Origin of the sequence: Pseudomonas putida NBRC 14164, assembly GCF_000412675.1 — a bacterium.
GTDB classification, from domain to species: Bacteria; Pseudomonadota; Gammaproteobacteria; order Pseudomonadales; family Pseudomonadaceae; genus Aquipseudomonas; species Aquipseudomonas putida.
On the sequence record NC_021505.1, the window covers coordinates 3,148,524 to 3,174,355 of the forward strand.

At 61.8% G+C, this 25,832-nt stretch carries 20 protein-coding genes and 2 pseudogenes; 15 read left to right on the forward strand and 7 right to left on the reverse strand.

Translation table 11 applies throughout. From position 1 onward, the window contains the following. Positions 1-747: a gluconate 2-dehydrogenase subunit 3 family protein gene (locus tag PP4_RS13995; RefSeq protein ID WP_016499842.1), complete on the reverse strand. Its 747-nt coding sequence runs from the start codon at positions 745-747 to the stop codon at positions 1-3. 263 nt (positions 748-1,010) lie between these two features. Between PP4_RS13995 and pmrG the strand changes: the two genes are divergently transcribed. The 8 genes from pmrG to PP4_RS27980 all read left to right on the forward strand — a co-directional run bounded on the left by pmrG (position 1,011) and on the right by PP4_RS27980 (position 14,014). Beyond that, positions 1,011-1,691 (forward strand): lipopolysaccharide core heptose(II)-phosphate phosphatase PmrG, encoded by a 681-nt coding sequence (gene pmrG, locus PP4_RS14000; protein WP_016499843.1) that lies wholly within the window; start codon positions 1,011-1,013, stop codon positions 1,689-1,691. Positions 1,692-1,694: 3 nt separating this feature from the next. After that, complete coding sequence (locus PP4_RS14005) at positions 1,695-2,513, forward strand: phosphatase PAP2 family protein (protein WP_016499844.1); 819 nt, start codon at positions 1,695-1,697, stop codon at positions 2,511-2,513. 242 nt (positions 2,514-2,755) lie between these two features. Further along, a complete protein-coding gene (icmH, locus tag PP4_RS14010; RefSeq protein ID WP_016499845.1) occupies positions 2,756-3,604 on the forward strand; it encodes a type IVB secretion system protein IcmH/DotU in 849 nt (282 codons plus the stop codon). Positions 3,605-3,617: 13 nt separating this feature from the next. After that, a complete protein-coding gene (locus PP4_RS14015) occupies positions 3,618-5,795 on the forward strand; it encodes a type VI secretion system Vgr family protein (protein WP_016499846.1) in 2,178 nt (725 codons plus the stop codon). Further along, positions 5,795-6,673: a DUF4123 domain-containing protein gene (locus PP4_RS14020; RefSeq protein ID WP_016499847.1), complete on the forward strand. Its 879-nt coding sequence runs from the start codon at positions 5,795-5,797 to the stop codon at positions 6,671-6,673. The genes PP4_RS14015 and PP4_RS14020 overlap by 1 nt, the downstream gene beginning before the upstream one ends. 11 nt (positions 6,674-6,684) lie before the next feature. Then, the gene (locus tag PP4_RS14025; RefSeq protein WP_041168035.1) at positions 6,685-9,354 is read left to right on the forward strand and encodes a T6SS effector BTH_I2691 family protein; all 2,670 of its coding nucleotides are present in this window, start codon (positions 6,685-6,687) and stop codon (positions 9,352-9,354) included. Between the two features lie 386 nt (positions 9,355-9,740). Further along, positions 9,741-12,866, forward strand: a complete 3,126-nt coding sequence (locus PP4_RS14030; protein WP_408002853.1) for a T6SS effector BTH_I2691 family protein — start codon at positions 9,741-9,743, stop codon at positions 12,864-12,866. Then, positions 12,866-14,014, forward strand: a complete 1,149-nt coding sequence (locus tag PP4_RS27980) for a DUF6708 domain-containing protein (protein ID WP_016499850.1) — start codon at positions 12,866-12,868, stop codon at positions 14,012-14,014. The genes PP4_RS14030 and PP4_RS27980 overlap by 1 nt, the downstream gene beginning before the upstream one ends. 5 nt (positions 14,015-14,019) lie before the next feature. On the opposite strand, the pseudogene PP4_RS27985 reads toward PP4_RS27980, so the two are convergent. Further along, positions 14,020-14,235: pseudogene (locus PP4_RS27985) on the reverse strand (LysR family transcriptional regulator); the annotation flags it as partial. A 268-nt stretch (positions 14,236-14,503) separates the two neighbouring features. Between PP4_RS27985 and PP4_RS14040 the strand changes: the two are divergent. From PP4_RS14040 to PP4_RS14070, 7 genes are all read left to right on the forward strand, one after another. Continuing rightward, positions 14,504-15,832: a hypothetical protein gene (locus PP4_RS14040; protein ID WP_016499852.1), complete on the forward strand. Its 1,329-nt coding sequence runs from the start codon at positions 14,504-14,506 to the stop codon at positions 15,830-15,832. Positions 15,833-15,864: 32 nt separating this feature from the next. Then, a complete protein-coding gene (locus PP4_RS14045; RefSeq protein ID WP_016499853.1) occupies positions 15,865-18,096 on the forward strand; it encodes an Ig-like domain-containing protein in 2,232 nt (743 codons plus the stop codon). A 15-nt stretch (positions 18,097-18,111) separates the two neighbouring features. Beyond that, complete coding sequence (locus PP4_RS14050; protein ID WP_016499854.1) at positions 18,112-18,585, forward strand: curlin minor subunit; 474 nt, start codon at positions 18,112-18,114, stop codon at positions 18,583-18,585. 16 nt (positions 18,586-18,601) lie between these two features. Then, on the forward strand, positions 18,602-20,047 hold the full coding sequence (locus PP4_RS14055) for a curlin-associated protein (RefSeq protein WP_016499855.1): 1,446 nt from the start codon (positions 18,602-18,604) through the stop codon (positions 20,045-20,047). Between the two features lie 248 nt (positions 20,048-20,295). Continuing rightward, the gene (alkB, locus tag PP4_RS14060) at positions 20,296-20,943 is read left to right on the forward strand and encodes a DNA oxidative demethylase AlkB (RefSeq protein WP_041168038.1); all 648 of its coding nucleotides are present in this window, start codon (positions 20,296-20,298) and stop codon (positions 20,941-20,943) included. A 167-nt stretch (positions 20,944-21,110) separates the two neighbouring features. Beyond that, positions 21,111-21,398 (forward strand): hypothetical protein, encoded by a 288-nt coding sequence (locus tag PP4_RS14065; protein ID WP_016499857.1) that lies wholly within the window; start codon positions 21,111-21,113, stop codon positions 21,396-21,398. Positions 21,399-21,484: 86 nt separating this feature from the next. Continuing rightward, entirely contained in the window at positions 21,485-22,099 is a 615-nt protein-coding gene (locus PP4_RS14070) for a Yip1 family protein (RefSeq protein ID WP_016499858.1), read from the forward strand. Positions 22,100-22,119: 20 nt separating this feature from the next. Here PP4_RS14070 and PP4_RS14075 read toward each other — a convergent pair whose 3' ends face one another. From PP4_RS14075 to PP4_RS14095, 5 genes and pseudogenes are all read right to left on the reverse strand, one after another. Next, the gene (locus PP4_RS14075) at positions 22,120-22,380 is read right to left on the reverse strand and encodes a DUF1652 domain-containing protein (protein WP_041167745.1); all 261 of its coding nucleotides are present in this window, start codon (positions 22,378-22,380) and stop codon (positions 22,120-22,122) included. Positions 22,381-22,566: 186 nt separating this feature from the next. Further along, a complete protein-coding gene (locus PP4_RS14080) occupies positions 22,567-23,493 on the reverse strand; it encodes a DNA-3-methyladenine glycosylase family protein (RefSeq protein ID WP_049824893.1) in 927 nt (308 codons plus the stop codon). A gap of 85 nt (positions 23,494-23,578) precedes the next feature. Continuing rightward, positions 23,579-24,466: a pirin family protein gene (locus PP4_RS14085; RefSeq protein WP_016499861.1), complete on the reverse strand. Its 888-nt coding sequence runs from the start codon at positions 24,464-24,466 to the stop codon at positions 23,579-23,581. A 96-nt stretch (positions 24,467-24,562) separates the two neighbouring features. Beyond that, positions 24,563-25,435, reverse strand: a complete 873-nt coding sequence (locus PP4_RS14090; RefSeq protein ID WP_016499862.1) for an alpha/beta fold hydrolase — start codon at positions 25,433-25,435, stop codon at positions 24,563-24,565. A 21-nt stretch (positions 25,436-25,456) separates the two neighbouring features. Continuing rightward, positions 25,457-25,789 (reverse strand): annotated as a pseudogene (locus tag PP4_RS14095) (LysE family translocator); the annotation flags it as partial. Positions 25,790-25,832: the final 43 nt, after the last annotated feature.

Below are 25,832 nucleotides of genomic sequence, written 5' to 3' on the forward strand. Positions count from 1 at the left end.
TCAGGCCCTCTCGCCGCGGATCGATACAGCCGGGAACGGGTAAGGCTCGTTACGCTCGACCCAGTCCATGAAGTCGGCGCGGGCACCGGGGAAGCCAATCTGGGTCCAGCCGACCATGCCCTTGTTGCCGCCATGAATCGGGTCGCAGAAGAACCCCTCACGGGTGTTCTGCACCAACAGGCTGAAGAACACCTTCGCCGGGACGGTGTCGAACACCAGCTCTCCTGCCTCGACCTTGCTGAGAATACGGTCTCGGGTAGCGCTATCTTGCGCGGCAAAAACTTGCCCGCCGTTGGCTTTGCACCAGCCGTCCACGGCAGCGATGCCCAGGCGATAGATTTGTTGCGGGCTGAGCTGCAACTGGTAGCCCAGCTCGGGCGCGGCGTCGGCGTTGAACGGGCCTTGCATGTACCACTGCGCGCCAGTCGCGTAGGGGGTGTTCATCTGGCGGTCGATGAACTCGGCGGCGCCGGCTTCGAGTGCGCCGGGGCCAAGCTCATCAGCCGGGATGATGCGCGATACCGCAGCTTGTATAAACGCCCACTCTTCGGCGCTGAAGAACGTCGGTTGATAGTTGCCCGCTGGCGGCGTGGCCGGTACGTTCGGTTGCTGACGCGGTTGGGGGGCCGCAAGCAGCTGGCTGGCGCCAACGCCAAGCCCTGTGCTGGCCACGGTAACCACGGGGATCAGGGTCAAGGTCTTGCGCAGAAAATCCCTGCGCGGGTTGTCTGGAGCATGCTCAGGCATTGCGAATCCTCATCGGCTGTGCGGCGGCCTTGATAAGCGCCATCTGATTTTCCATGGGGGGTGATCTTGATAGGCCATCAAGAAGACAGCCGAATAATCTAGCGCGTTCAGAAATGTTTTGAAACCGGTTTCATACTTGACTTCTCACTGGCTGACTGCTGTCGGGGCAACGCGTTTTTCACATCAGCCTCACTCTCTAGCGACATCCCGCTACCTACAGTGCCGACGCTCTTGTGTGGAGCGAGCTGACTGGAGTGGCAAACATGCTGCAAGGCGTAATCGACAAATCACCCGCGTCCCAGGTACCCCGATTGCCTTGGGGCACTGCGGTGTTCGCAGTCTTGTGCCTGCTGTTGATCCTGGGCGTAGCGGCAGCCTGGGCACATGCCCGCACGGCCATCCCCAACCTGGGCAACCCTCATCACCTGCAACACAGCGGGCTAGTGGCCGCCTGGGCGAAAGGCTCGGTGATTGTGGTGCTGCGCCATGCCGAACGCTGCGACCGCTCCAGCGGTGCTTGCCTGGGTGCCCCCAGCGGAATCACGGTCGCGGGCAGCCATGTGGCCGCCGAGGTCGGCAACGGCCTGCAGCACCTTGGCTTGGGCTCAGCCGACGTGTGGGCCAGCCCGGAAGTGCGTACCCGGCAGACCGCACACGCCATGTTTGATAAGACCGTTCCCACGCGAGGCTGGCTGAATCAGTGTGACGGCCACTTCGCCGAAAACGCTCTGGCCCTCAAGCGAAACGGCCACAACCTCGTGCTGGTCAGCCACAGCGGCTGCATGGAACGGCTGGAGCAGGCGCTCGAAGTACCTGCCAGCGCGACGTCGAACAGCTATGCCAGCGCCCTGTTCATCACCCAGGGCAGCGATGGCAAGGCGAAGCTGCTGGGCCAGATAGCGGCCAGTGAGTGGCCCAGTCTCGTTGATGCCAAGGAACTCTGAACAATGCCCTCTCGTACCGCCTTCTACCGTAATAATCTGCTGCTGCCGCTGTTGCTGGCTGCCATCGTGTTTATTGCATTCGATCTCACCGAGCTCGATCGCTGGATCAGCAACCTGCTCCTCGACCCGGCCACCGGCCAGTTCCCATTGCTGCACAACCAGTGGTTCGAAAAAGCCACCCACAAATGGCCTCGCATCCTGCCGGACTGGACCGGCGAGCTGGCAGTCATCGGCAGCCTGCTGTCGTTCATCTGGCCGCGTCTGGCCAACCACCCTCAACTGGGCCTGACCCGGATGCTGGAAAAGGCTCGCATCGCACCATTGCTGCGCTTTACCACCCGACACCGCCGTGACCTGCTGTTCGTGGTGGTGGCGTTCGCACTGAGCACGACGGTGATTCATTACCTGAAAAGCCACACCAGCGTGTATTGCCCTGTGGAAACCACGCTATATGGCGGCTCGCAGACCCGGGTCGAATGGTTCGAAAACTTCTCCGTGTGGAACAAGGCCGGCGATGGTCGCTGCTGGCCGGGTGGCCATGCCTCCAGCGGATTTACCTTGTTGGCGCTCTATTTCGTAGCCCTGCGCCACCGCTGGGCACATGCGCGCAAGTTGCTGGTGGCAATTCTGCTGATCGGGTTCGTGTACGGCACTACCCGGGTGGTGCAGGGTTGGCACTATATGTCCCATACGTTCTGGGCTGGGATCTTTGTCTGGCTGACAACTTGGGCAACGGCATTGTTCTTCTATGGGCGCGTCGCGTTGCAGGCGCCGGAAAACTGCCCTGCCATGCGTGATCCTGCTATCCCGCAGCCTTCGTAATAGAGCCTCCGGCAGTCACAAAAGCAACAACAATTCAGACAAATCATCAAGCCTCTGCTCGTTAATAATTATTTAAAAATAACTTGAAGCGAAACTTCCTACAGACCATTAGGAAGTTTCAATCTCCCATAGATATTGATTCCTCGTTAGTCTTCAGGCTTTCGCATAATGCTTGCGCCCGATCATATGGGAAGTTCGCAGCCATTGTGTGAGTTGACCTTCCAACTAGACGAGGATTAAGGATGTCCAAAGAGTCCGATGGCACTGAAACACCCGTGCCGGCCAAGAAAAAGCCAATTCTGCTGGAGGATATCAAGGGTACCCAACAGCCTCGTACCGGTACTGGTCCTCAACTCGCAACGGATCTATCCGGCTACCCCGCCGACCCGGAGTTCCAGCTGCGTGGCGGCTTCGCAAACCTGATGCTCGACGCGGCAAGCCCGCTGTTCGGGCTGGTCATTCGCCTGCGCACCCTGGATGACCTGCCCAACCTCGCCTACGTGCACAAAACCGTGCAAAACCAGGTCAGCAACATTCGCGAAGAAATCCAGCAGCACGGGTACCCCATCGTGCACCAGGAAGTCTATTCCTATGCCCTGTGCCTGTACCTGGACGAGGCCGTGATGAGCCGCCCGTGGGGCAACAATTCGTGCTGGAGCCACCAGCCGCTGCTCAGCATCTTCCACGACGAAACCCAGGGCGGCGAAAAGATCTTCGTGCTGCTCGAGCGGGTCATGCAGGCGCCCAGGGAATTCCAGGATGTACTGGAGTTCCTGTACTACTGCTTCTGCCTGGGCCTCAGGGGCAAGCACGCCCTGGACCCCAAGTGCGAAGACATCATCAAAGCCTTGATCTCGCGCATGCACACGGTCATCCGCGAACTGCGTGGCCCCACGCCGGAAGAGGTGTGCGACCCCTACAGCAACGTCGTTCATTGCCCCCACCGCCCGCGACGCTGGGAGTGGCCCTGGTGGAGCCCGCTGGTCATCTCCGCCGTCGCCATGGTCTGCGCTTACAGCTATTACAGCTACCGCCTCGACCTGCTCACCGCCGAAGTCCTGGAATCGCTCAACGCGATTCTGCAGCAGTAGCAGGGGCCGCCATATGCCTAGCCAATCCGATTTGCGCTTTACCTTCCAGCCGCTGGCTGGCCGGAGTGAGTTCGAAGTGGTGTCGTTCGAACTGGACGAAGCTATCAGCACGCCGTTCCAGCTGAAGCTGGAACTGGTCAGTTTCGAAGACGATGTCGACTTTGGCCAGTTGCTCGACAAGCCGGTGCTGTTCACGATCTGGCGCGGCGAGCGCCCGCTGCGTTACGTGCACGGCCTGGTCAGCACCTTCAGCCAGGGTGAAACAGGCTTCCATCGCACCCGTTACCGCGCCCTGGTCGAACCCGTGCTGGCCCGCGCCGGGCTGCGCTCGAACTGGCGCATCTTCCAGCAGAAAACCGTGCCACAGATTCTCGAGATCATGCTCAAGCGCCAGGGCATCACCGGCTACGAGCTGAGAAGCATCGACAAGCACGAGGTGCGCGAGTTCTGCGTGCAGGCCGGTGAAACCGACCTCGACTTCATCGCCCGCCTGGCCGCCGAAGAGGGTTTTGTCTACCGCTTCGAGCACACGCCAAAACTGCACAAGCTGCTGATCACCGACCGGCTGCTGGGGCTGGGGCAGATCAGCCAGGGCGCCATCAAGGGCGATGACGAGGACGAAGGTTTCTTTGACGACGACACCGACCCCAACCAGGTGCTGTACCACGCCAACAGCGGCGGCAACCAGGCCAGGCCGTGCCTGCGCCGCCTGCGTTACAGCGAGCAGGTACGTACCGCGCGCCAGGTGCAGCGCGACTACACCTTCACCCACCCGGCCTACCGCCAGGAGCAACGTGCCGACGGCAGCGACCTGAAGCACCAGTCCACCACGTACGAGCGCTTCGACTACCCCGGCCGCTACAAGCGCGGGGCGGTCGGCGCCCCCTTCACCGCCACCCGCATCACAGCCTGGCGCCATGACGCCCGCATGGCCGAGGTGGACGGCGACGACGTGCGCCTGCAGCCGGGGCTGAGCTTCACCCTGATCGCGCACCCGCGCAACGACCTGAACATGCATTGGCGTGTAACCCGCGTGCACCATGAAGGCACCCAGTTCACCAGCCTTCAGGAAGAGGCTGCGGGTGCCCGGCAAGACACCCGCTACACGCAGGCAGCCGTGCTGGTGCCCGGCAGAACCGAATGGCGCCCGGCGCCGTTGCCCAAGCCGCGCATCGACGGCCCGCAGATGGCGACGGTGGTGGGGCCCAAGGGCGAGGAAATCTACTGCGACCAATGGGGCCGGGTGAAGGTCAGCTTCCCCTGGGACCGGGAAAGCCAGGACAACGAGTTCAGTTCCTGCTGGGTACGCGTGTCGCAAGGCTGGGCCGGTGGCAGCTGGGGTTCGATGGCCATTCCGCGCATAGGCCAGGACGTGATCATCCAGTACGTCGACGCCGACCCGGACCAGCCGATGATCACCGGGCGCACCTACTGTGGCAATCAGCTGCCGCCGTATGACCTGCCCAAGCACAAGACGCGGATGACCATCAAGAGCCAGACCCATAAGGGCGATGGCTTCAACGAACTGCGTTTCGAGGATGAACTGGGCAAGGAGGAAGTGTTCATCCATGCCCAGCGGGACCAGAACAACATCGTCAAGCACGACGAAACCACGCGGGTGGGCAACGACCGCACGGAGCGCGTGGAACGGGACGAGACAATCTCTATTGGGCAGGACCGTCGCGAAGAAGTAGCCCGTGACGAGTCCGTCGGCATTGGCCAGAACCGGGTACATGAAATCGCCAACGACGACAGCCTGAGCATTGGTCGCACCCACACGATCACCACAGGCAAGGATCGAATCGAACAGGTAGGCAACCACCGCCAGGACATCACCAAGGCCAACCACACGGTAGAAATCGGCGGCCATCTGGAACAGGTCGTGGCCGGTCACCACAACCTGAAAACGGGTGAAGCTATCCGGCACACCACCAAGGTCTATGACATTCAGGTCAGCGAAAGCCTGACGATCAGGAGCCCGGCGGGCCTGCTGCGAATCGATGGCGCCGGTATCACGCTGGACGGCCTTGCGCTGTCCTTCAAAGGGCCGGTCAACCAGCAGGTTACGGGTAGCAATCGCATCACTTCAACTTCTGGTGTACCTGAGCCCGGCGAACCCATTTGCCTCAGCTGCCTGCTGAAAGCGATCGCCGACGGCCACAACATGATTCGCATGGAAGGAGCAAGCTGATGCCCAGCCCATTTGTCAGAGCGATGGTCGAGGTGCTGCGAGCATCCGACCGTTACCGCCTGAGCGCCATCGTGGAAATGGCCAATCTGACTCCCGAGGTGCAGGAAAGACTGACCGGGTACTACGCCGACCGATGCTGGCCACTGCTGCAGCAAGCACAGTTCAGCAACCTGCGCACAGCAGGCCCCTGGTTGTTTGGTTCGCGCCCGGGCTCGGATGTCTCGGCCCAGTATGATTTTCAATGGCAACTTGAACAGGGTGCAGCGGGCGCAGTATGCGGCTGGATAGTCAGCGCCCTCCCCCCCGACCGGCTCGCGCGGCATTTAAGCCACGCCAACATCGTCACGGGTGCTGACGGCCATTCGTACCTCCTGCGTTTTCACACCGCTGCAGCCTTGCAAGTGCTGGATACGCACCGTGAACTGCCCGGTGTAAGCGAATGGCTGGCGCCCATCCATCACTGGTGGTCGCCCGTCGCGCACCCGAACAAGCGATTGTGGCTGCAGATCTCCGGCGGTGATCAGCCTCAATCCTCGCACTTCCCGCCAATCACGTTGAACGAAGCGTGTTGGGCCGAATTGGCGGGTGACCCGCTGAGCTATCAGCTTGCCGAGTTGCTCAAGGTCGAGCCGTCCTGCACTGCCCTGGCTGCCGCTTGCCACGGCACGCGGGTTGGCTTGATCCAGCACTACCTGGATCAGGCGCGCGAGCAAGGCCTGGACCGTGAGGACGATCTGATCAGCTATGTGCTCATGCTGGCTCGCGGTGGGGAACAACTCAGTAACTCACCGGCCTGGCAGGAGGCGGTTGCCGCCACCCGCGAGCAACAGACATCCCTGATGGACAATGTGCAGCGATGCCTGCGCACCAAGGACTGAGGCAAATGACCATGGACTCTCTGAGTGAAACCCTCGAACTGTGTCGGCGCATCACCACCGGCTACCGCCCCGCCCTGCGCAACAGCCCCGTCGCCAATTGCACCCGCCGCTTCGAACTGTTGCCCCTGCGCTACGCCGCCATAGGCGGCAACCCGGCACAACGCGCCCGCCTGCCAAAACTGCCAAGCTATCTCAGCCCATTCTCGGACGTCGGCGAGATGACGCATTCCAGCTACGCCATCCGCCCGTTGCGGGAGGGCTTTCTCTACCTGCTGATCAAGCGCCACAGCGCACCGGCCTATGAATGGCACAGCCAGTACCGCGTCGCGCCCAACGGCTCCCTGCTGTACATCAGCGTCGACGCCCCCTGGGAGCCCGCCCCCAGCGCCGGCAATCTCGATGAGATCATCCGCAGCTTCGGCTGGACCATCACGCTCTATGACCTGGATGACATTCAGGAACTGCGCCCATTGTTCAGCCCTTCCCCGCTGACCCCGCGCATGCTCGACAGCTACCGCCTGCTTGAAGACGAGTACCGCAGCAGCCTGCCTGCGATTGATATCGCCCGCTTCATCCAGCCCTCCGACGCCCCACCGCAGCCCCACGTGCTCAAGCATGACCAACTGGGTTGGGTAGCCGACTTCAAGGCCCAGGACGACACAGATCTGCAGGCGCTGCTGGACCTGCAGCCGTTCAACAATGACCAGATCGTCTCGCCGCACGCCTCACGGCAAGCGCTGGCGCCGCTAATGAACCAGACCAAGCCCCGTGGCGCCGCCATCGTCATCGAAGACGCCATCGGCATTACCCAGGAGCTCAACGCCTGGCGCAATGCCGCTGTCGATGATGTGAAGACCAGGTGGCTGGAGCGCACCGTGGAACCCGGCGTGGACAATGAGCGCAAGCTGCTGGTCGCGCAGTCGTTCCTGGAGATCGAAAAGCTCTACCCGCAGATGATGGCCGAGCAGATCGTCAAGCGCGAAGTCATGGCTGAAAACATACGCAACCAACCCTACGTGCACGCCGAGATCTACGCCTTTTCCGAACGGGCCAGGCAGCAGGCCGATGCCCATGACGAGCGCATGAAACCTCACCTGGCGCAGTTCGAGCGCGATGTCCGCGCCAAAGTCCAGGCCCGTCAGGAGGCTGGCGAGTTCAGCAAGAAGTTCGACCAGAAATACGGCCACCTGGTCGACCGTCCAGCCATGCATGATCAGCTCGAAGCCTTTGAGCAAGCCATGCAACACGCCCAGCAAGCGGCAGAAGACCGCGCCAAGGACCATGCCCGATGGGTAGTCAGCGAACGTTTGCTGCAAGCGCTGGACCGCTACGACAACGCCGACCTCATCAACGGCTTGGCCTTTGCCGAGCAGACCGGCCAGTGCGTGATCGGCATGGAGTTGAGTGAATGGGGCACCAAGGTGCTGGACCACTGGTGGCGCAGCGACGTGGCCGACCGGGGCAACCTGGCAATACGCGGCATCAGCTACAACCAGGATGATCTCCGAGAGGAGCTTGCGGCGCTGCTGGAAGCCGCCAAGGCCGAACCACCGGCAGAGTCGTCGTTCGTACTGCGCGAATCGCTCGCCCGGCAGGCACACATCGCCGCGAATGCGTTCGGGCGTATCAACTCGCTGTACGAGGAATTGCAGAAGAGCAACAACACCGCCAGCATCGGCCTGCATGCGTGGTATGTGGCGCTAGGGCGACAGGTACTCCGAACCGGCGCCCCCAACAGTGCAGACCGAGCGCTGCACCACGGTCTGCGCGTGACGTTGTTTGCGTCGGTGCATGAGACGGCGGTCGACATTCGTCTGAGCGACGCTGCGCGCAGCGGGCAACCCATTGACCCACAACGCAGCGGTCGCCAGATTGCGCGCTATCTGGATCATGCCTGGGCTGAAGGCTTGATGCAGGCTGACGGTCAGAAGAGCGACTTCTATAAAGTGCGTGCCGCCGGTCTGGTCTGCCTGCTGGAAGGCATGCTGATGGCCTTCAAGGCTCGCGAGCTGCCTGACAGTGATGCACGGATCAAGACTGAACTCATGGCGGCCGCGATGACCACGGCAGCGGCGGGCTTCGAGATTGGGGCCAGCTATGTGGACCAGGTGGTAACCCGATACGGCGCAAGAAGTGCGACTGGCAGAGGTGCTGTGGCGACCTTGGGAAGGTTGAAGCTTTGGGGGGCTGGATTGGCCGGTACTGGAGGGCTGGTATTGGCGTGGTGGGATTTCGCCGATGCCGATAAACATATCCGTGAAGCCCAAAATAAAGAATCAAGCGCGCGAAACATAAGGCTAGCCTCCGCGTACAGAGCTCGAGGCGCCGCGACGATAGCTCTTGCTCTGGCTGAGGGCGGAACAGCAATTGCTATGGCAAAACCTTTTTTTGATCATCTATCCCATAGCGCCAAGACTAAATTTGCAAGAATGTTGGCATCCTCTATGGGTGAGCTTGCAAAAAAACTGGGAACCCAAGCTGCGCGCGTTCTGCTCGCACGCCTGGTAGTCGGAGCTTTTTGGATAGGTCTCGTCCTGACGATCGTAATTTACCTCCTTGAAGAGGATGCATTGGAGAAGTGGTGTAGGCGCTGCTGTTTCCGAATCGGAAAAACAGCAAAGCCTTATGAAGAACACGAAGAATTGAAAGAGCTTCATTCGGCTTTCAGCGAGGTCTTGTAGTGTATCTAGTCGAATGGGGTTTCTGGCAGATGGCAATCGAGTCTGAGGCTACGCGTAAGGCGTACGTTGCGAAAATGACGCCAGTAGACCAACGCGCAATGCGGGACTTTTATGAAGGTGACTTGGAAGAGGGAGTCCATTTTCGGAAGGTGAGCGAAAACCCTCGCGCACGCAGCCCTGTTTACTCCTTCAATGAAAATTTCCTTGAGATGCGTTGCGGCGGATCGGAGGAAAAACGTGGCTTGATCACAATCATGACGCTGGGAGGACTAGGGCCAATCCTATATAGCGGCGTCACAATAACCCTGGGATCCGTTTATCTTTACCTTTTCACCAGTAGAGATCCTGCTGTCATAGACATCATCATAATGATGCTGATGTCTGTCATGGACGGTGCTATTGTTTATTTTTATCTAAAATACGGCCTTCGCTTAACGCGGTTGGAAATGCTTACTAGCCGTCACCTACTCATTCGCTTCAATCGAGCAACCCAACAAGTTCACCTACATCGACCGAAATACTGCGGCGGCATCGTCACTTTTCCGTGGAAAACAACCGGAAGCACAGCCATCGATCCAGAAGATGACTCACTCAGCTTGGGCATGCGACTAGGGCTAGTCTGGCACCCCAGCCGTACCGGCCTTCCCCACATGGAAATGGCCCTACTCGGCAAGCAAGGCCAAGGCGGCAGCGAACTGCGTGACGAGTGGGAGTTCATTCGCCGCTACATGGAAGAAGGCCCCCACGCCGTCCCCCGCCCCCGCCTGAGCACACAACTACCATCACCCATCCAGGCATTCAGCGCCCAGTTCGAAGGGCTTGGGCGTTTCTTCCGCAAGAGCAGCTGGCTGTTCAAAGTCATCTTGCTGATGGTCTGGCCCGCTTACCGCCCCGCCCTGCGCAACAGCCCCGTCGCCAACTGCACCCGCCGCTTCGAACTGTTGCCCCTGCGCTACGCCGCCATCGGCGGCAACCCGGCACAACGCGCCCGCCTGCCGAAACTGCCAAGCTATCTCAGCCCATTCTCGGACGTCGCCGAGATGACGCATTCCAGCTACGCCATCCGCCCGTTGCGGGAGGGCTTTCTCTACCTGCTGATAAAACGCCACAGCGCCCCTGCCTACGAGTGGCACAGCCAGTACCGCGTCGCACCCAACGGCTCCCTGCTGTACATCAGCGCCGACGCCCCCTGGGAGCCCGCCCCCAGCGCCGGCAATCTCGATGAGATCATCCGCAGCTTCGGCTGGACCATCACGCTCTATGACCTGGATGACATTCAGGAACTGCGCCCATTGTTCAGCCCTTCCCCGCTGACCCCGCGCATGCTCGACAGCTGCCGCCTGCTTGAAGACGAGTACCGCAGCAGCCTGCCTGCGATCGATATCGCCCGCTTCATCCAGCCCTCCGACGCCCCACCGCAGCCCCACGTGCTCAAGCATGACCAACTGAGTTGGGTAGCCGACTTCAAGGCCCAGGACGACACAGATCTGCAGGCGCTACTGGACCTGCAGCCGTTCAACAATGACCAGATCGTCTCGCCGCACGCCTCACGGCAAGCGCTGGCGCCGCTAATGAACCAGAGCAAGCCCCGTGGCGCCGCCATCGTCATCGAAGACGCCATCGGCATCACCCAGGAGCTCAACGCCTGGCGCAATGCCGCTGTCGATGATGTGAAGACCAGGTGGCTGGAACGCACCGTGGAGCCTGGCGTGGACAACGAGCGCAAGCTGCTGGTCGCGCAGTCGTTCCTGGAGATCGAAAAGCTCTACCCGCAGATGATGGCCGAGCAGATCGTCAAGCGCGAAGTCATGGCTGAAAACATACGCAACCAACCCTACGTGCACGCCGAGATCTACGCCTTTTCCGAGCGGGCCAGGCAGCAGGCCGATGCCCATGACGAGCGCATGAAACCTCACCTGGCGCAGTTCGAGCGCGATGTCCGCGCCAAAGTCCAGGCCCGTCAGGAGGCTGGCGAGTTCAGCAAGAAGTTCGACCAGAAATACGGCCACCTGGTCGACCGTCAGGCCATGCACGATCAGCTCGAAGCCTTTGAGCAGGCCATGCAACACGCCCAGCAAGCGGCAGAAGACCGCGCCAAGGACCATGCCCGCTGGGTAGTCAGCGAACGGTTGCTGCAAGCGCTGGACCGCTACGACAACGCCGACCTCATCAACGGCCTGGCCTTTGCCGAGCAGACCGGCCAGTGCGTGATCGGCATGGAGTTGAGTGAATGGGGCACCAAGGTGCTGGACCACTGGTGGCGTAGCGACGTGGCCGACCGGGCAAACCTGGCAATACGCGGCATCAGCTACAACCAGGATGACATCCGAGAGGAGCTTGCGGCGCTGCTGCAAGCCGCCAAGGCCGAACCACCGGCAGAATTCAACTTCACGCTGGCCGAAGGCCTTGCCAAACGCGCCCACGCCGCTGCGAATGCCTTCGAACGCCTGAATGCACTGTATGAAGAACTGCAGAAGCGGAACAGTAGCGTCAGTATCGGCCTGTACGGTTGGTACGTCGCGCTGGGTCGACAGGTGCTGAGAACCGGCGCACCGAGCAGCGTAGACCGTGCGCTGCACCATGGCCTGCGCCTGGCGTTGTTTGCTTCGGTACATGAAACGGCTGTCGAAATACGCGTGAGTGAAGCTGCACGGAGTGGGCAGCCAATCAACCCGCAACGCAGCGGTGGCCAGATTGCACGGTACCTGGATCAGGCCTGGGCCGAAGGGCTAATGCAGGCTGATAACAAGCAAAGCGACTTCTATAAAGTTCGTGCTGCCGGCCTGATATGCCTCATAGAGGGCATGCTGATGGCCTTCAAAGCCCGCGAGCTGCCTGACAGTGATGCACGGATCAAGACTGAACTCATGGCGGCCGCGATGACTACGGCTGCAGCAGGCTTTGAAATTGGAGCCAGCTATGTGGACCAAGTGGTAACCCGATACGGCACTAACAGTGTGACCGGGAAAGGGGCCGCCGCGACATTGGGGAGGTTGAAGCTCTGGGGGGCTGGATTGGCTGGCGTTGGAGGTTCGCTGCTGGCGTGGTGGGATTTCACAGATTGGCTGGAAAATTTCAACGACAGTCACGCTGGACACACCAAACTGACTCAAAAAAAATCCAGGCTCTTGGCCACTACGTACCTTGTAAGAGGAATGGCCACAATAACCCTGTCGCTGGCCGAAATAGGAACAGCCATTGCTGTTGCAAAACCTTTCTTCGATTACCTTTCTCAAAATGCCAAGACCAAGCTGGCCAAGACGCTATCCACGTCCCTTGGAGCACTTGCAGCAAAGCTCGGAACGCAGGCCGCTCGGTTATTACTTGCCCGCCTTATTCTTGGCGCTTTCTGGATTGGCATAGTCCTGACAGTGATAATTTACATATTTGAAGACGACGCTTTGGAGAAGTGGTGCAAACGCAGCAGCTTCCGCCTTGCAAAAAACTCAAAACCGTTTGAAGAACACGAAGAACTGAATACCCTACACTCCGCATTCAGCGAGGTATTGTGATGTATCTGATCGAATGGGGTTTCTGGCAAATGGCTACTGAATCCGAAGCTACGCGAAAAGCCTATGAAGCAGAACTGACAACGAAAGAAAAACGTCAGGATTTGTATGAGGACGAGCTGGCTGAAGAAATGCACTTTCAACCGGTGAGTGAAAACCCACGCACAAGAGGCCCTGTATTCGCTTTTAACGACATCTTCTTAGACATTCGCTGTGGTGGCTCAGAAGAAAAGCGCGGGTTGATTACGCTCGCAACGCTCGGCGCTATCGCCCCGGCCATTGCTGTTGGACTAATTACCACCACTGGATTTTTATGGATGGACATCACAGACCCTGAGGGTCGCTCCGTAATCACTATTCTTACAACACTTATAATGCTCTCAGTCACCTCGACCTTAGTGTATCTTTATTCAAAGTATGGAATTCACTTAACCCGACTGGAAATGCTGACTAGCCGTCACCAGCTCATCCGTTTCAATCGAATAACTCAACAAGTTCACCTACATCGACCGAAATACTGCGGCGGCATCGTCACTTTTCCGTGGAAAACAACCGGAAGCACAGCCATCGACCCAGAAGATGACTCACTCAGCTTGGGCATGCGACTAGGGCTAGTCTGGCACCCCAGCCGCACCGGCCTTCCCCATATGGAAATGGCCCTACTCGGCAAGCAAGGCCAAGGCGGCAGCGAACTGCGTGACGAGTGGGAATTCATCCGCCGCTACATGGAAGAAGGTCCCCACGCCGTCCCCCGCCCCCGGCTGAGCACACAACTACCATCACCCATCCAGGCCTTCAGCGCCCAGTTCGAGGGGCTTGGGCGTTTCTTCCGCAAGAGCAGCTGGCTGTTCAAAGTCATCCTGCTGATGGTCTGGCCCGCTTTCGTCATCGTTGGCACCGGCCACTGGCTCAGTCTGCTGCTGTGCTGGCGACCGCGCTGGCCGAAAGTAATCCGCGAGGCCGGCTTGCCCGGCAAGCCCGTCCCACCCGTGACCACCCTCAGCGACTACCCACCCGCAATCCAGGAGCGCCTGCTCGCCAATGCCTACCGCTGGCAGCTCAAACCCGGCAAACGGCCTGAGAAAAAACCACGCAAACCGCGCAGATCAAAGTCGCGATCGCATGAGAAACCGGCCGCCCCCATCGAGTGATTGCCCCGGGCATGACGCAGCAGCGCCAAGCCCGCTGGGGTGGGCTCCACGCCACGCTTGCTGCGCTTGAGCAAGGCGGTGCCAAAGCGCGCCTCGATGTCTGAAATACGTTTGCTGACGGCGGAAGGCGCCATGAACGCGCGCTCGCCAGCGCGGGCGATGGTGCCTTCTTCACAGACAACGATGAACAGGTTCAGGGAAAGGTGGTCGAGGGGTTGCATCGCTTGGCTCGGCAGGGGAATGGGACCGCCGATGCAATGTAGCAAAAACCGCATTTGCTTCGAAAACCGGGTTTGAATTACCTGCCCCCAATCCCCAACCTTGGGGGAACGTAGCCCACTGCCGGCCACTCGCAAAATGCTCCGCTGAAAGGCTCGCCCCCTTGCCCCACAAGGCCTGCAACGCTATTTCCAGGTTGTGGCACAGCTCTTGCCGATCTCCTCCCAGACGCCCCAAGTCCATTGGCCCGTTTGCAGGAGGAATTGACTCATGCACCGACCGATACCTCACCCGCTGGCAGTGGCGATTTTCGCCGGCATGCTCCAGCTCCCGGCGCAGGCTGCCTTGAATGCTGTCGATCCAGGCGCCTACGTGCCCGCCAACGGCGGCTTCCCCGCCTGGTACCAGGACAGTCACGGTCGTACCCTCGACCTGTGCCTGACCAAGGCGGTGAGCTCCAGGGTTGCCGGCGCACCCGGCGCACCGTCTTACATGTGCACGCTGCTGCCCACGCCCGGCGTGTTCGACGATACCCAACCCATCGTCTTCCCCACCAATTTCCCTGACGAAGCGTTCTGGTTCACTGCCGACGCTGCCATCGTCGACGCCGCGCGTGGCATCGACCTCAGCTACGGCACCGCGATCGAAGCGGCATTCGCCGCCGAAGAGCCGGTCGAGGGTGACCAGGTCAGCTTCGCCCGGGTGCGTATCCGGGTCGACGTTCCCACCGCTGGCACCTACGTGGTCACCCACCCCTATGGCGTGGAAGTGTTCGATGTCCCCGCCGCAGGGCGTAGGGCGATCAACATGACCCGCGACATCGGCATTGCCGGGGCAGGCGATTTCACTGGTGCGTTGAAGGGCGATGTCGGGCCGTTCCTGCGCAGTGTCAACGGCCCCTACACCGAAGGCAACGAGCGCTTCATCGGTGACCCGAACCTTGAAGAACGGGTGACCGGCAGCCCGTTCAACACCAACTTCGTGCGCATCGAAGGCCCGGGCGGCATCGACCTGCGCACCGAGCTGTTCGCAATATCGGGCAAGCTCTCGACCGTTGCCCTGCCTACCCCGCTGATGCCACAGCGCAGCACCTACTCACGGCACACCGAGAACGGCGACCTGCGTGCCCAGCAAGACATCTTCGTGATGGCCCCGCCGCCACCGGCCAGCGTCACCCTGACCAGCCAGACGCCCAACCTGAGCCTGACCGAGGCCAACGCCACTGGCGCCTGGTACGCCCAGTCGGCCCTCAACCCGGCGGCCGGTACCATCGTGACCCTGACCGCCGACAACAGCGTGGCCATCCCGACCAGCAGCCTGACCACCCGCAATGTGCCACTGACTGACCTGGTCACTATCACCCAGGCCCAGTACCGCCTGTCCACCGGCGAGCTGACCCTGGTGGCCAGCACCAGCGACGAAACCACCCCGCCCGTGCTCACTGCCCATACCGGCAACGGTACCTTGATCGGCAATCTGGGCGGCACCGGCGCCGTGAAGACGTTGAGCATGTCCCTCTCGCCCATCCCGCCGGCCAAGGTGCAGGTCACCAGTGCCAATGGCGGTAGCGACACCGAAGACGTGGTGTTGGTGCCATGAACAGACAAAGGCTCAGCCTTCAAGGAGGCCGCATGAACACTTGGTCGCGCCGTGCGCTGTTCGCCGCCGGTTTTTCCCTCACCGTTACCAGCGCCGCCTTTGCCGCGTTGTCTGATGTAGACCCGGGGCCCTACACCTTCGCCACTGGTGGCTACCCGATGTGGTACAAGGACAGCCTCAACCAGTCGCTGGAACTGTGCCAGTCACGTGCGACCAGTACCCGGGTACCCGGCACTCCGGCCGCACCGTCATACATGTGCACCCTGCTGCCGGAGCCCGGCATCTACGACGACGCCTTGCCGCTGGTGTTCCCCGATAACTGGCCGCCAGAAATGTTCTGGTTCCTGGCCGAAGCCACCATCCCTGCCGTCGGTAACAGCGGCTATGAGCTGGATGCCTACGTCGCAGGCCTGGAAGCGGCCTTTGCCGCCGAAAATCCGGTAGACGGCGACCAGCAAAGCTTCGCCCGCATCCGGCTTCGCGTGTCGGTCCCGCGTGCGGGGGTATACACCATCACCCACCCCTTCGGCGTCGAGACGGTCAATGTCACAACGCCCGGCCGGCGGGCGATCAACATCACCCGCGACATAGGCATCGGAGCGCCGGGTAACTTCACGGGGGCTCTCAACGGCGCACTCGGGCCATGGCTGCGCGGGGTTGGCGGGCCTTACACCGAGGTCAACCCGGACACTGGCGCCACCGAAACCTTCATCGGTGACCCAAATCGCCCGGAAGCCGTGGTCGGCAGCCCGTTCAACACCAACTTCATCCGCATCGACGGCCCGCCCGGGCGCATCGAAACCGCGCTGTTCACGGTTTCGGGCAAGGTGCTGGACCAACGTGCACAAACCTCGGTCGCCCTGGAGCGCGCCACCTACTCGCGCAACGGCAGCGGGACCCGCGTGGAAGTGTTCGCCAAGGCGCCGAAAGAGGCCAGCCTGTGCATGCGCAACGGCCTGGCACTGATCGGCACGCCTCCTTCGCCTTGCCAGTTCAACCTGACGGCAGACAACAACGGCCTGTTCTTCCACCAACAGCTCGCCCAGACAGCACCACCCGCGGTGGTGGTGGTCACGGCCAGCAACAGTGCCGGCGGCACCCAGCCAACCGCACTGTCGAGCAAGCTCACCGACGTGGTCAAGGTCAGCACCGCGCGCTACGACTGGGCCAACAAGCGCCTGCTGATCGAGGCCAGGTCCAGTGACGAAGTCGCTATCCCCGACATGCTCGCCCAGGGCTACGGCCGCCTGTCGAAATCCGGCACGCTGCAAAGCATCACGGTCAACGACGTGGCACAACCGCCAGCTACCGTCACGGTCAAGTCTGCCCATGGTGGTACTGACGTGGAACCCGTGATCGTGGTCGGCAACGCACCCGTCGAGGCGGCCAACCAGCCACCGCTGGCCCAGACAGATGTCGGCAGCACCAGCGTTGGTGTGCCGATCACCCTCAACCTGCTGCAAAACGACAGCGACCCGGACGGCAATGTGCCGCTGACCCTCAGTGACCTCACCCAGCCGGGTACCGGCCTGGGCGGTGTGGTGCTCAACGGTACCACCTCGGTCACTTACACCCCGCCAGTCGGCGCTACGCAACCATTGGTGGCCACCTTCAGCTACCGGGCGGTGGATGCCAAGGGCCTGAAATCGGAACCGGCCACGGTCACCATCAATGTGGCGCCTAACCGGCCACCGGTCGCCAACCCGGAAACCGTCGCCACCCTGGGTGTGCCATTGACCATCAACGTGCTGGCCAACGACACCGATCCGGAAGGCAATGTACCGCTGGCTGTTGCTGCCGTCACCCAACCGGCTGCCGGCCGCGGTACGGTCAGCACCGACGGCGCCACCGTGACCTATACCCCGCCGGCCACGGTTACGGCGGCCTTCACCACCACCTTCACCTACCAGGCACGTGACTCGCTGGGGGCGTTGTCCACCCCGGGTACGGTCACCGTCAACGTGTCGCCACGGCCCGCCGCCGAAACCTTCGCGGTCACGGCAGCCACCGTCACGGCGCGCTCCAACAACCGTTACAACTGGGACATCAGCGGTACTTCGTCGGTAACCACGGGCAACGTTGTAACCGTCCGGGTCACCACCACCACCGGGGTGCAGACACTGGGCACCGCCACCGTACCGGTTAACGGCCGCTGGCGCCTGGCAGTCAGCAACAGCACCACGGTAATCCCGACTGCCGCACCGACGGCAACCATCACCACCAGCCCGGGTACCACCCGCACCGTCAACGTGGTTGTGCAGTAAAGGCGGGGAAACGCCATGAAACGCTTGTATCCACTGCTGTTCAGCCTGGCCCTGGCGGGCCAGGCCAGCTGGGCCGACGACCTGATGGACAATGCCGACCTCGCGCCCGGCAACGACCTCGGTGAACCGGTGATCATCCGCCTGCTGCCGGTCGGTGCCGGCCAGGCTGCGGTGATCGAGCAGCAGGGCTCAGGCAACCGCGCCGCCCTCGACCAGAACGGTCAGGCCCTGCTGGGCCGTATCGTCCAGTCTGGCGGTACGCAGGAAGCTTACATCTTGCAGGAAGGCAGTGACCTGATGGCCAGCATCAGCCAACAGGGAAACGGCAACAGCGCGTCGATCCGCCAGAGCGGCAGCAGCAACAGCGCAGCCATCGAGCAGATCGGGAACGACAACAGCGCCAGCATCGTGCAGTCCGGCTCGGGCCTCAACAGCTCCGTGACCCAGACCGGCAATGGCCAGCATGTTCAGATCACCCAATATCGATAGACCTGGAGGCACCACCATGTACAAGCTCGCCCCTTTAAGTGCCGCTATCGTCCTGGCCCTCGCAGGTCAGGCCATGGCTGCTGACAGCACCTCGTCCCAGACCCAGGACGGCAAGGAAAACATCGCCGAAGTCTCGCAGACCCAAGCATCCTTCGCCTCGGCCACCCAGAACCAGACGGGCAAGGGCCACAACCATATGGCGGTGCAGACCGAGAGCACCAGCGATATCCAGCAGAGCGCCACCGGCCAGTACAACGCCGGCTACGCCGAGCAACTGTTCGAGAACGGCAGCAAGATCACCCAGCGTGCCGGGGGCAGCTACAACGATGCCTTCGCCAGCCAGTCGGTAGGGCTGAACAATGAATCGCTGCAAACCCAGCAAGGTGTCGGCAACAAATCCACCGTGTGGCAGGACACCCAGGAAGGCAGCAAAGCCACCACCTGGCAATCCGGCCAGCGCAACGAAGCCTTCATCGAGCAGACCTTCGGTGGCACCAACAACCGCAGTACCGTCAACCAGACCGGCCAGGACAACTACGCCGCCGCCGAGCACTTGAACCACGTCGATGGCGACATCCAGGTGTACCAGGATGGCCACGACAACTGGGCCTACGGCGACCAGCGCGAAGGCACCGGTGGCACCATTGGCATTGGCCAGTACGGTGGCGGCAACTCGGTGGAAGTGTGGCAGGACACCCAGGTCGGTAGCCAGGCCTCCGTGGTCCAGACCGGCCAGACGAACGAAGGCTATATCGACCAGAGCTTCGGCACCGCCAACAAGGTCAGCCTGTCGCAGCAAGGCAATGCCAACGCCAGCTGGTCGGACCAGTTCGAGACCAATAACGCGACCGCCACCATTACCCAGACCGGCAACAACAATCTGTTTTTCACCTACCAGAATGGTGAAAACCTCAACCTGACCATCAACACCAAGGGCAATGGCAACAGCATAACCGCCAGCAACTGGAAAGGCGCCAAGATGGGCGGCCAGTTCGGTACCAACCAGAACGCCACCATCAACCAGAACGGCAATGGCAACGGCGTCAACCTGACCCAGAAAGGCGCCGACCAAGTGGCCACGCTAAACCAGACCGGTAAAGGCAACCAGATGTCGACCAAGCAGGACGACGTCAACAACGAGCTGTATTTCGAGCAGAACGGCACCGACAACATCCTGATCGCCGACCAGCGCGGTACCGACAACTATGCCTACGGCAACAGTCAGGGCACCGGTAACTCCATCACCCTGGACCAGTCCGGCTACAGCAACCAGAGCTATACCAACCAGCTGTACGGTAGCGGCAACGAAGCCACCATCAAACAGACTGACAGCATCAACGTCGCCTACGTGACCCAGGGAGGCCAGGGCAACAAGGCGTTCGTCGACCAGAGCGGTATCGCCCAAACCGCCACCATCACCCAGCTGGGCAGCGCGAACCTGGCCACTGTGACCCAGAAGTAAACCTCTCCCCCCTTGAATCGCGGCACTCCTCTCCCTGGTGCCGCGGTTCCTTTTTCGCTCACACCCTACGCAACTTCTCGTTCTGCCGGATATGTGCATTCCCGGTAGGAGCAGCCTTGTGCTGCGAAAGGGCCTGCAGCACCGGCACATCTTTGGGAGATACCGGCCTCTTCGCAGCACAAGGCTGCTCCTACAGGGATTGCGATTGCAGGGATACAATGTCCAATCCCTCGAACCTGTGCGATGCCATGATCCAGTCCGACCTAGACCTGTTCGGCCCCCAGCCGCAACGCCTGGCCAGCCACACCCTGCTGCTGCCCGGCTTCGCCCTGGCCGAAACCGAGGCGCTGCTCGATGCCCTGCGCCCGGTGCTGCGCGCAGCGCCCTTCCGGCACATGTACACGCCGGGTGGCCTGCGCATGGCAGTAGGCCTGACCAACTGCGGTACGCTGGGGTGGGTGAGTGACGAACACGGCTACCGCTACAGCCCCAGCGACCCGCTCAGCGGCAAGCCCTGGCCCGCGCTGCCTCCGGTGCTGCTCGCCCTCGCCGCCCGCGCTGCGGGCCTGGCCGGCTTCGAGGGTTTCGTGCCGGATGCCTGCCTGGTCAACCATTACCTGCCAGGCACACGCCTGAGCCTGCACCAGGACCGCGACGAGCAAGACTTCGGCCAGCCGATCGTGTCGGTATCGCTGGGCCTCCCGGCGGTGTTCCTGTTCGGCGGCCTGCAGCGCGCCGACAAGGCCCGTCGCATCCCGCTGAGCCACGGTGATGTACTGGTCTGGGGCGGTGAGGACCGCTTGCGCTTTCACGGCGTGCTGCCTATAAAACCTGGCGTGCATCCACGCATGGGCGAACGGCGGATCAACCTGACCTTGCGCAAGGCGGGTGCCTGAACAGGACCTGTGGTCTGCCACCCGGCGCAAACAAGATGAATGCACATGAAACACGTTGAACATCTTGGCCAGGCAAGCTTCAAATATTAAGCCGCCTTCTTTTGCCTGGAGCCTGCCATGCCGAACCCGCCCTGCCCATCAAGCCGTTGCGATGGAGCCACCTACCGATGAAGATGCCTGGCCGCGCACCGAATGCCTCGCTGCAGCTCGATTACGTACGCGACACCCTGTTCGGGCCGGTGGCGCAAAGCGTGGAATGCCAGTGCCAGCTTGCCGCCCTCAACCTGCAGGGCCGACCGGGGCTGCGCCTGCACATCTGCCCGCCACTGCCTGACAAGGTCGACCGTGCTCACAGCGTGGCCTTTATCTGGGATGGGCGCAGTTACCATGGCGTAGTCCGGGACAAGGGCAAGTGCGGCGATGGCGGCCTGAACTTGCTTCTGGAACTGCAATAAGCCGATCAACGGCGGCCAAACCGGCTGAACCGGCCCGGTGCGGCGTATCTCCATAGCAAAAGGGCCCGTGCCTGCCGGAGAACGCCATGAACAGTCCATTGCTCAAACTCTTCACCCACCCCGCCGACGCCTGGCTGGATATCCGCCGAGCCGAAGAGGACCACCCCCAGCAATACCTGCCGCGCCTCCTGGCCCTGGCATTGATACCCGCTGTGTGCCTGTTTGTCGGTACTACCACCTTCGGCTGGAGCCTCGCAGCCGAGGAGCGGGTGCGCCTGAGCATGGGCAGCGCCGCGCAACTGGCAGGGCTGCTGTATGCCACTACCGTCGTGGGCGTGATGCTGATGGGGGTGATGATACGTTGGATGTCGCGAGGGTTCGATGCGCAGCCCAGCCTCAACCAGTGCATTGGTTTTGCCGCCTACTGTGCCACGCCGTGGTTCTTTGCCGGCGTGGTCGGCCTGGTGCCCATCCGCTGGCTGGCCTTCGCCGCACTGCTCGCCGCCTCGGCTTACGCCAGCGTATTGCTGTATGGCGGGTTGCAGACATTCCTGCGGCTGAAGAAGGAACAGGCGATGCTGTTTGCGACGTGCGTCTGGGGTGTGGGGCTTCTACTCTTGGTGACCATGCTGGTGGCAATGATCCTGTTCTGGTTCAACGGCCTGATGCCGGAATACGTACGCCCGGCCAGCCTGGGCTGACCGGGGCACGACGGGCGCGCTCAGGCAATCGACCTGATTCGCGCCGGGCGGCTGTCACGCAGCGCGTGCAGCTGCCCCACCAGGTGGACCAGATCACGGCAGCTGTTAAGGCTTTGCAGCGGGACCCCGTTCAGGGTCACGCCCTCGTCCAGACTCTGACCCTGACCCAGGCGGATGGTCAGGTTGGCGCCATCCAGGCAGCTGACTTCACAGCGATCAGGCAAGCAGGCCTGCTCGATCATCTGCCGCATTTCCAGCATCGAAACTCCTATCAACGACATGGTACGACCCTCTCTGTGCGATGGCCTGTTGTGAGTGAGTACGCCTTTATCGGGCGGGGCGCCAATTGATATTGCACATGCCCGGGCAGCCGTCCATGCGCGGGGGCAATGATCATGCGGGGAATCCTCTAGCACCTTAGTGGAAGATTGCAGGCGTGAGCCGAGTGTTCGAATGCATTGGCCGACTTAACGACGAGCGGTCCCTGCCGACCCCAGCGATGCCCACAGGTGCTGCGCCGCGTAGGCCCGCCACGGTCGCCAGGCCAGCGCCCGTTCGGCCAGCTTCGCGTCATCACCCTCAAGCAGGCGCAATGCCTTGATCAACGCCACATCACCCAACGGCAAGGCATCAGCAGCGCCGGCCTGGCGCAGCGCCAGGTAGTGCGCACTCCACGGCCCAATGCCTTTTAGCCGGCACAGGTTGCGCAGCAGCTCATCCAGCGCTTGCCCGCGACGCAGCAACCCGGGTTCAGCCAGTAGTGCATTTGCCAAGGTGCCGAGGGTGATGGCGCGCGCTCGCGGCATGCCCATGTCTTCGAATTGCGCATTGGCCAATGCCGGCAAAGCCGGGAACAGATGGCTCAGCCCCGCGACCGGCGAACGCAGCGCTGTGCCGTGACGTTGTACCAGCCGGCCTGCCAGGGTCATGGCGCCGGCCACGCTGATTTGCTGGCCCAGCACAGTACGCATGGCTTGTTCGCAGGCATCCCAGCCTTGGGGCACACGCAAGCCTGGGCGCTCGCGGGCCAAACGGGCCATCAAGGGGTCGCGGGACAATTCGGCCGCGATGCGCACAGGGTCGGCGTCGAGGTCGAAGAAGCGCCTCAGTCTGGCGATCAGGCCAGGCAATGCAGTTGAGGGAACGCCTTCGAGGTGCACGCGCAACTGGTTGCGCAAGGGGGTGGCGTGCAAGACAGCGTGGTGGCCGGCAATAGCCAGGGTGCGGCGATAGGTGCCGTCGATGCAGGTCTCAATACCGGGGATGCAGCGGGCAGTCAGGAAACCCAGGGTCGAGGGCCAGTGATACGGGGCACGGTAGCGTAGCCACAAGGTGTGTTGGCCGGGGGTGGGCAATGATCGGCGGACGGCGTGCTGGAGTGTGGGCTTGGGCATGGGCTGATCATGCCAAAGCCCTGGGGTTCAATCCATGCTCAAGAAAGCCGGGGGCGCTTCGCAACCCCAGCTTTTCAACCAAGACTCAGTGCTGAACACCTTCGCGCTCATCCTGCATCTGCCCGAACCGCCCGGCATGGAAATCGTCGAACGACTCGGCAATCTCCGCCTGGCTGTTCATCACGAACGGGCCATAGCCGACAATCGGCTCATCGATCGGCTCGCCACTGAGCAGCAGCACACTGGCACCTTCCAACGCCTCGACGGTGACATCCTCACCCTGACGGTCCAGCAGGACCAGGCTGGACGGGCCCGCTTCACGCTCGCCGTTGATTCGCACGTTACCGCGCAGCACGACCAGCGCGGCGTTTCGACCGGCAGCAACTGGCAGCTGCAAGGACGCCCCGGCATTCAGCCGCAGGTCCCACACATCCATGGCGGTAAAGGTCCGGGCAGGCCCCTGGTGCCCACGGTAGTCACCGGCAATCACCCGCAAGCTACCGGCGTCTCCGTCCAGCGCCACCACCGGGATGTCGCTGCCCAGCAGCGTCTGATAACCGGCGGCTGCTCGCTTGTCACGCGCTGGCAAATTGACCCACAGCTGGACCATTTCCAGCGTACCGCCACTGCGGGCAAAGGCCGGGGAATGAAACTCTTCATGGATGATGCCGTTGGCGGCGGTCATCCACTGCACATCACCTGGCCCGATCAGGCCGCCAGCGCCCGTGGAGTCACGGTGCTCCAGCTCACCCTGGTAGACGATGGTCACGGTCTCGAAACCGCGGTGCGGGTGCTGGCCAACGCCGCGCCGCGCAGTGGTCGGGGTGAAGTCATGGGGGCCAGCGTAGTCCAGCAGCAGGAACGGGCTGATCCGGCTGGCAAGGTTGTCGTAAGTGAACAGGCTGCGAACGGGAAAGCCATCACCTACCCAATGGGCGTGTGGGCTGCGGTGGATACCCAGAATGTTTTTCATGAGAAGGCTCCTCTCTTGGCTGGGATAACCTTATCAATGATACCAATCAGGCGGTAGACGGGTTATTCGGCATGCATCGTTCCACCTATGGAACAATCAACCCTGCAAGAAAGCGAGCACCTGCTCGGCCGCCATGGCCGGGTCTTCCTGCATGAAACAGTGCCCACCGCCGACTTGTCGGGCGGTTACATGCCGGTTGAGCGTGGCCAGGCGGTTCACCGAATGAGGCACGAAGGGATAAGTCTGTTCGCCATACAGAATCCGTGTCGGCGTACTGATCGCTGCAAGGCGCGCCCACATGCGTTTGGGGAATGAACTGAAGATTTCCACTTCCCGGCTGGGCCGGCACTTGAGCACCACTGCATCGCCACAATCGCCGATGGCGTGTTCGATATAAGCCTGCAGCGCCGCATCGGTCCAGCCCTTGAAGATGCCCCGCCCTTGCAGGGAGGCCAGCGCTGCCTCGCGATCAGGCCAGTGGCTGCGGCGGCTGGCGGCCTTGCGCGCCAGAGCATGACGCTGGTGCAGGCCAACCAGTGCTGCCGCGCCCATCACACCCAGCATGCGACGGCTGAACAACACCGGGTCAAGCAACACCGCACGCGCGAACAGCGCAGGTTCAGCGGCCAGGATCAGGCCCGTAAGCACGCCGCCAAAGCTGTGCCCCACGGCAAACCGCGGCACATCGCCGTACTCGCCACGCCCGGCCTGAAAGGCTTCCACTGCCAGCTCGGCCGTGCGGTTCCACCCCCGAAACACCCCACCATGGTCAGTGTCGCCATGCCCCTGAACGTCGCACAGCCACAGGTCGAAATGTTCGCCCAGGCGCATCAGCAGCGGTTGGTAGGCCAGGCAACAGAAGCCATTGCCGTGCAAAAAATGCAGCAACGGCTTGCCACTGGCCGGGGTTCGCCAACCCCGCAGGGTAAAACCTTCGGCGCATTCATGGGACCAGGGGATCAACTGCATCGGCTTGCTGTACTCGCGGGGCTAGGAAAACGCCGATTCTACAAACAGCAGCGGGTAGAGGGAAATCACCAGCAACAAGGCCATCAGGACATTGAACAGCATCAGCCAGCGCGGGTTTTGCAATACGTTGCGCAGGGCGCTCCCAAACATGACCCACACACCGACGCTGGGCAGGTTGACCAGGGCGAACAAGGCGGCGATGACGATCACGTTGGTTACATAGCCTTGCGCCGGTGTGTAGGTGGTAATCGCACCCACCGCCATCACCCAGGCCTTGGGGTTGACCCACTGGAACGCCGCCGCCCCCCAGAAACCCAGCGGTTTACGGGCGCTGGACGAGGCCGTGCCAACCGGGGCCGGGGGTGATGGAGGATACGAAGGCAAACAGCACGAAAGC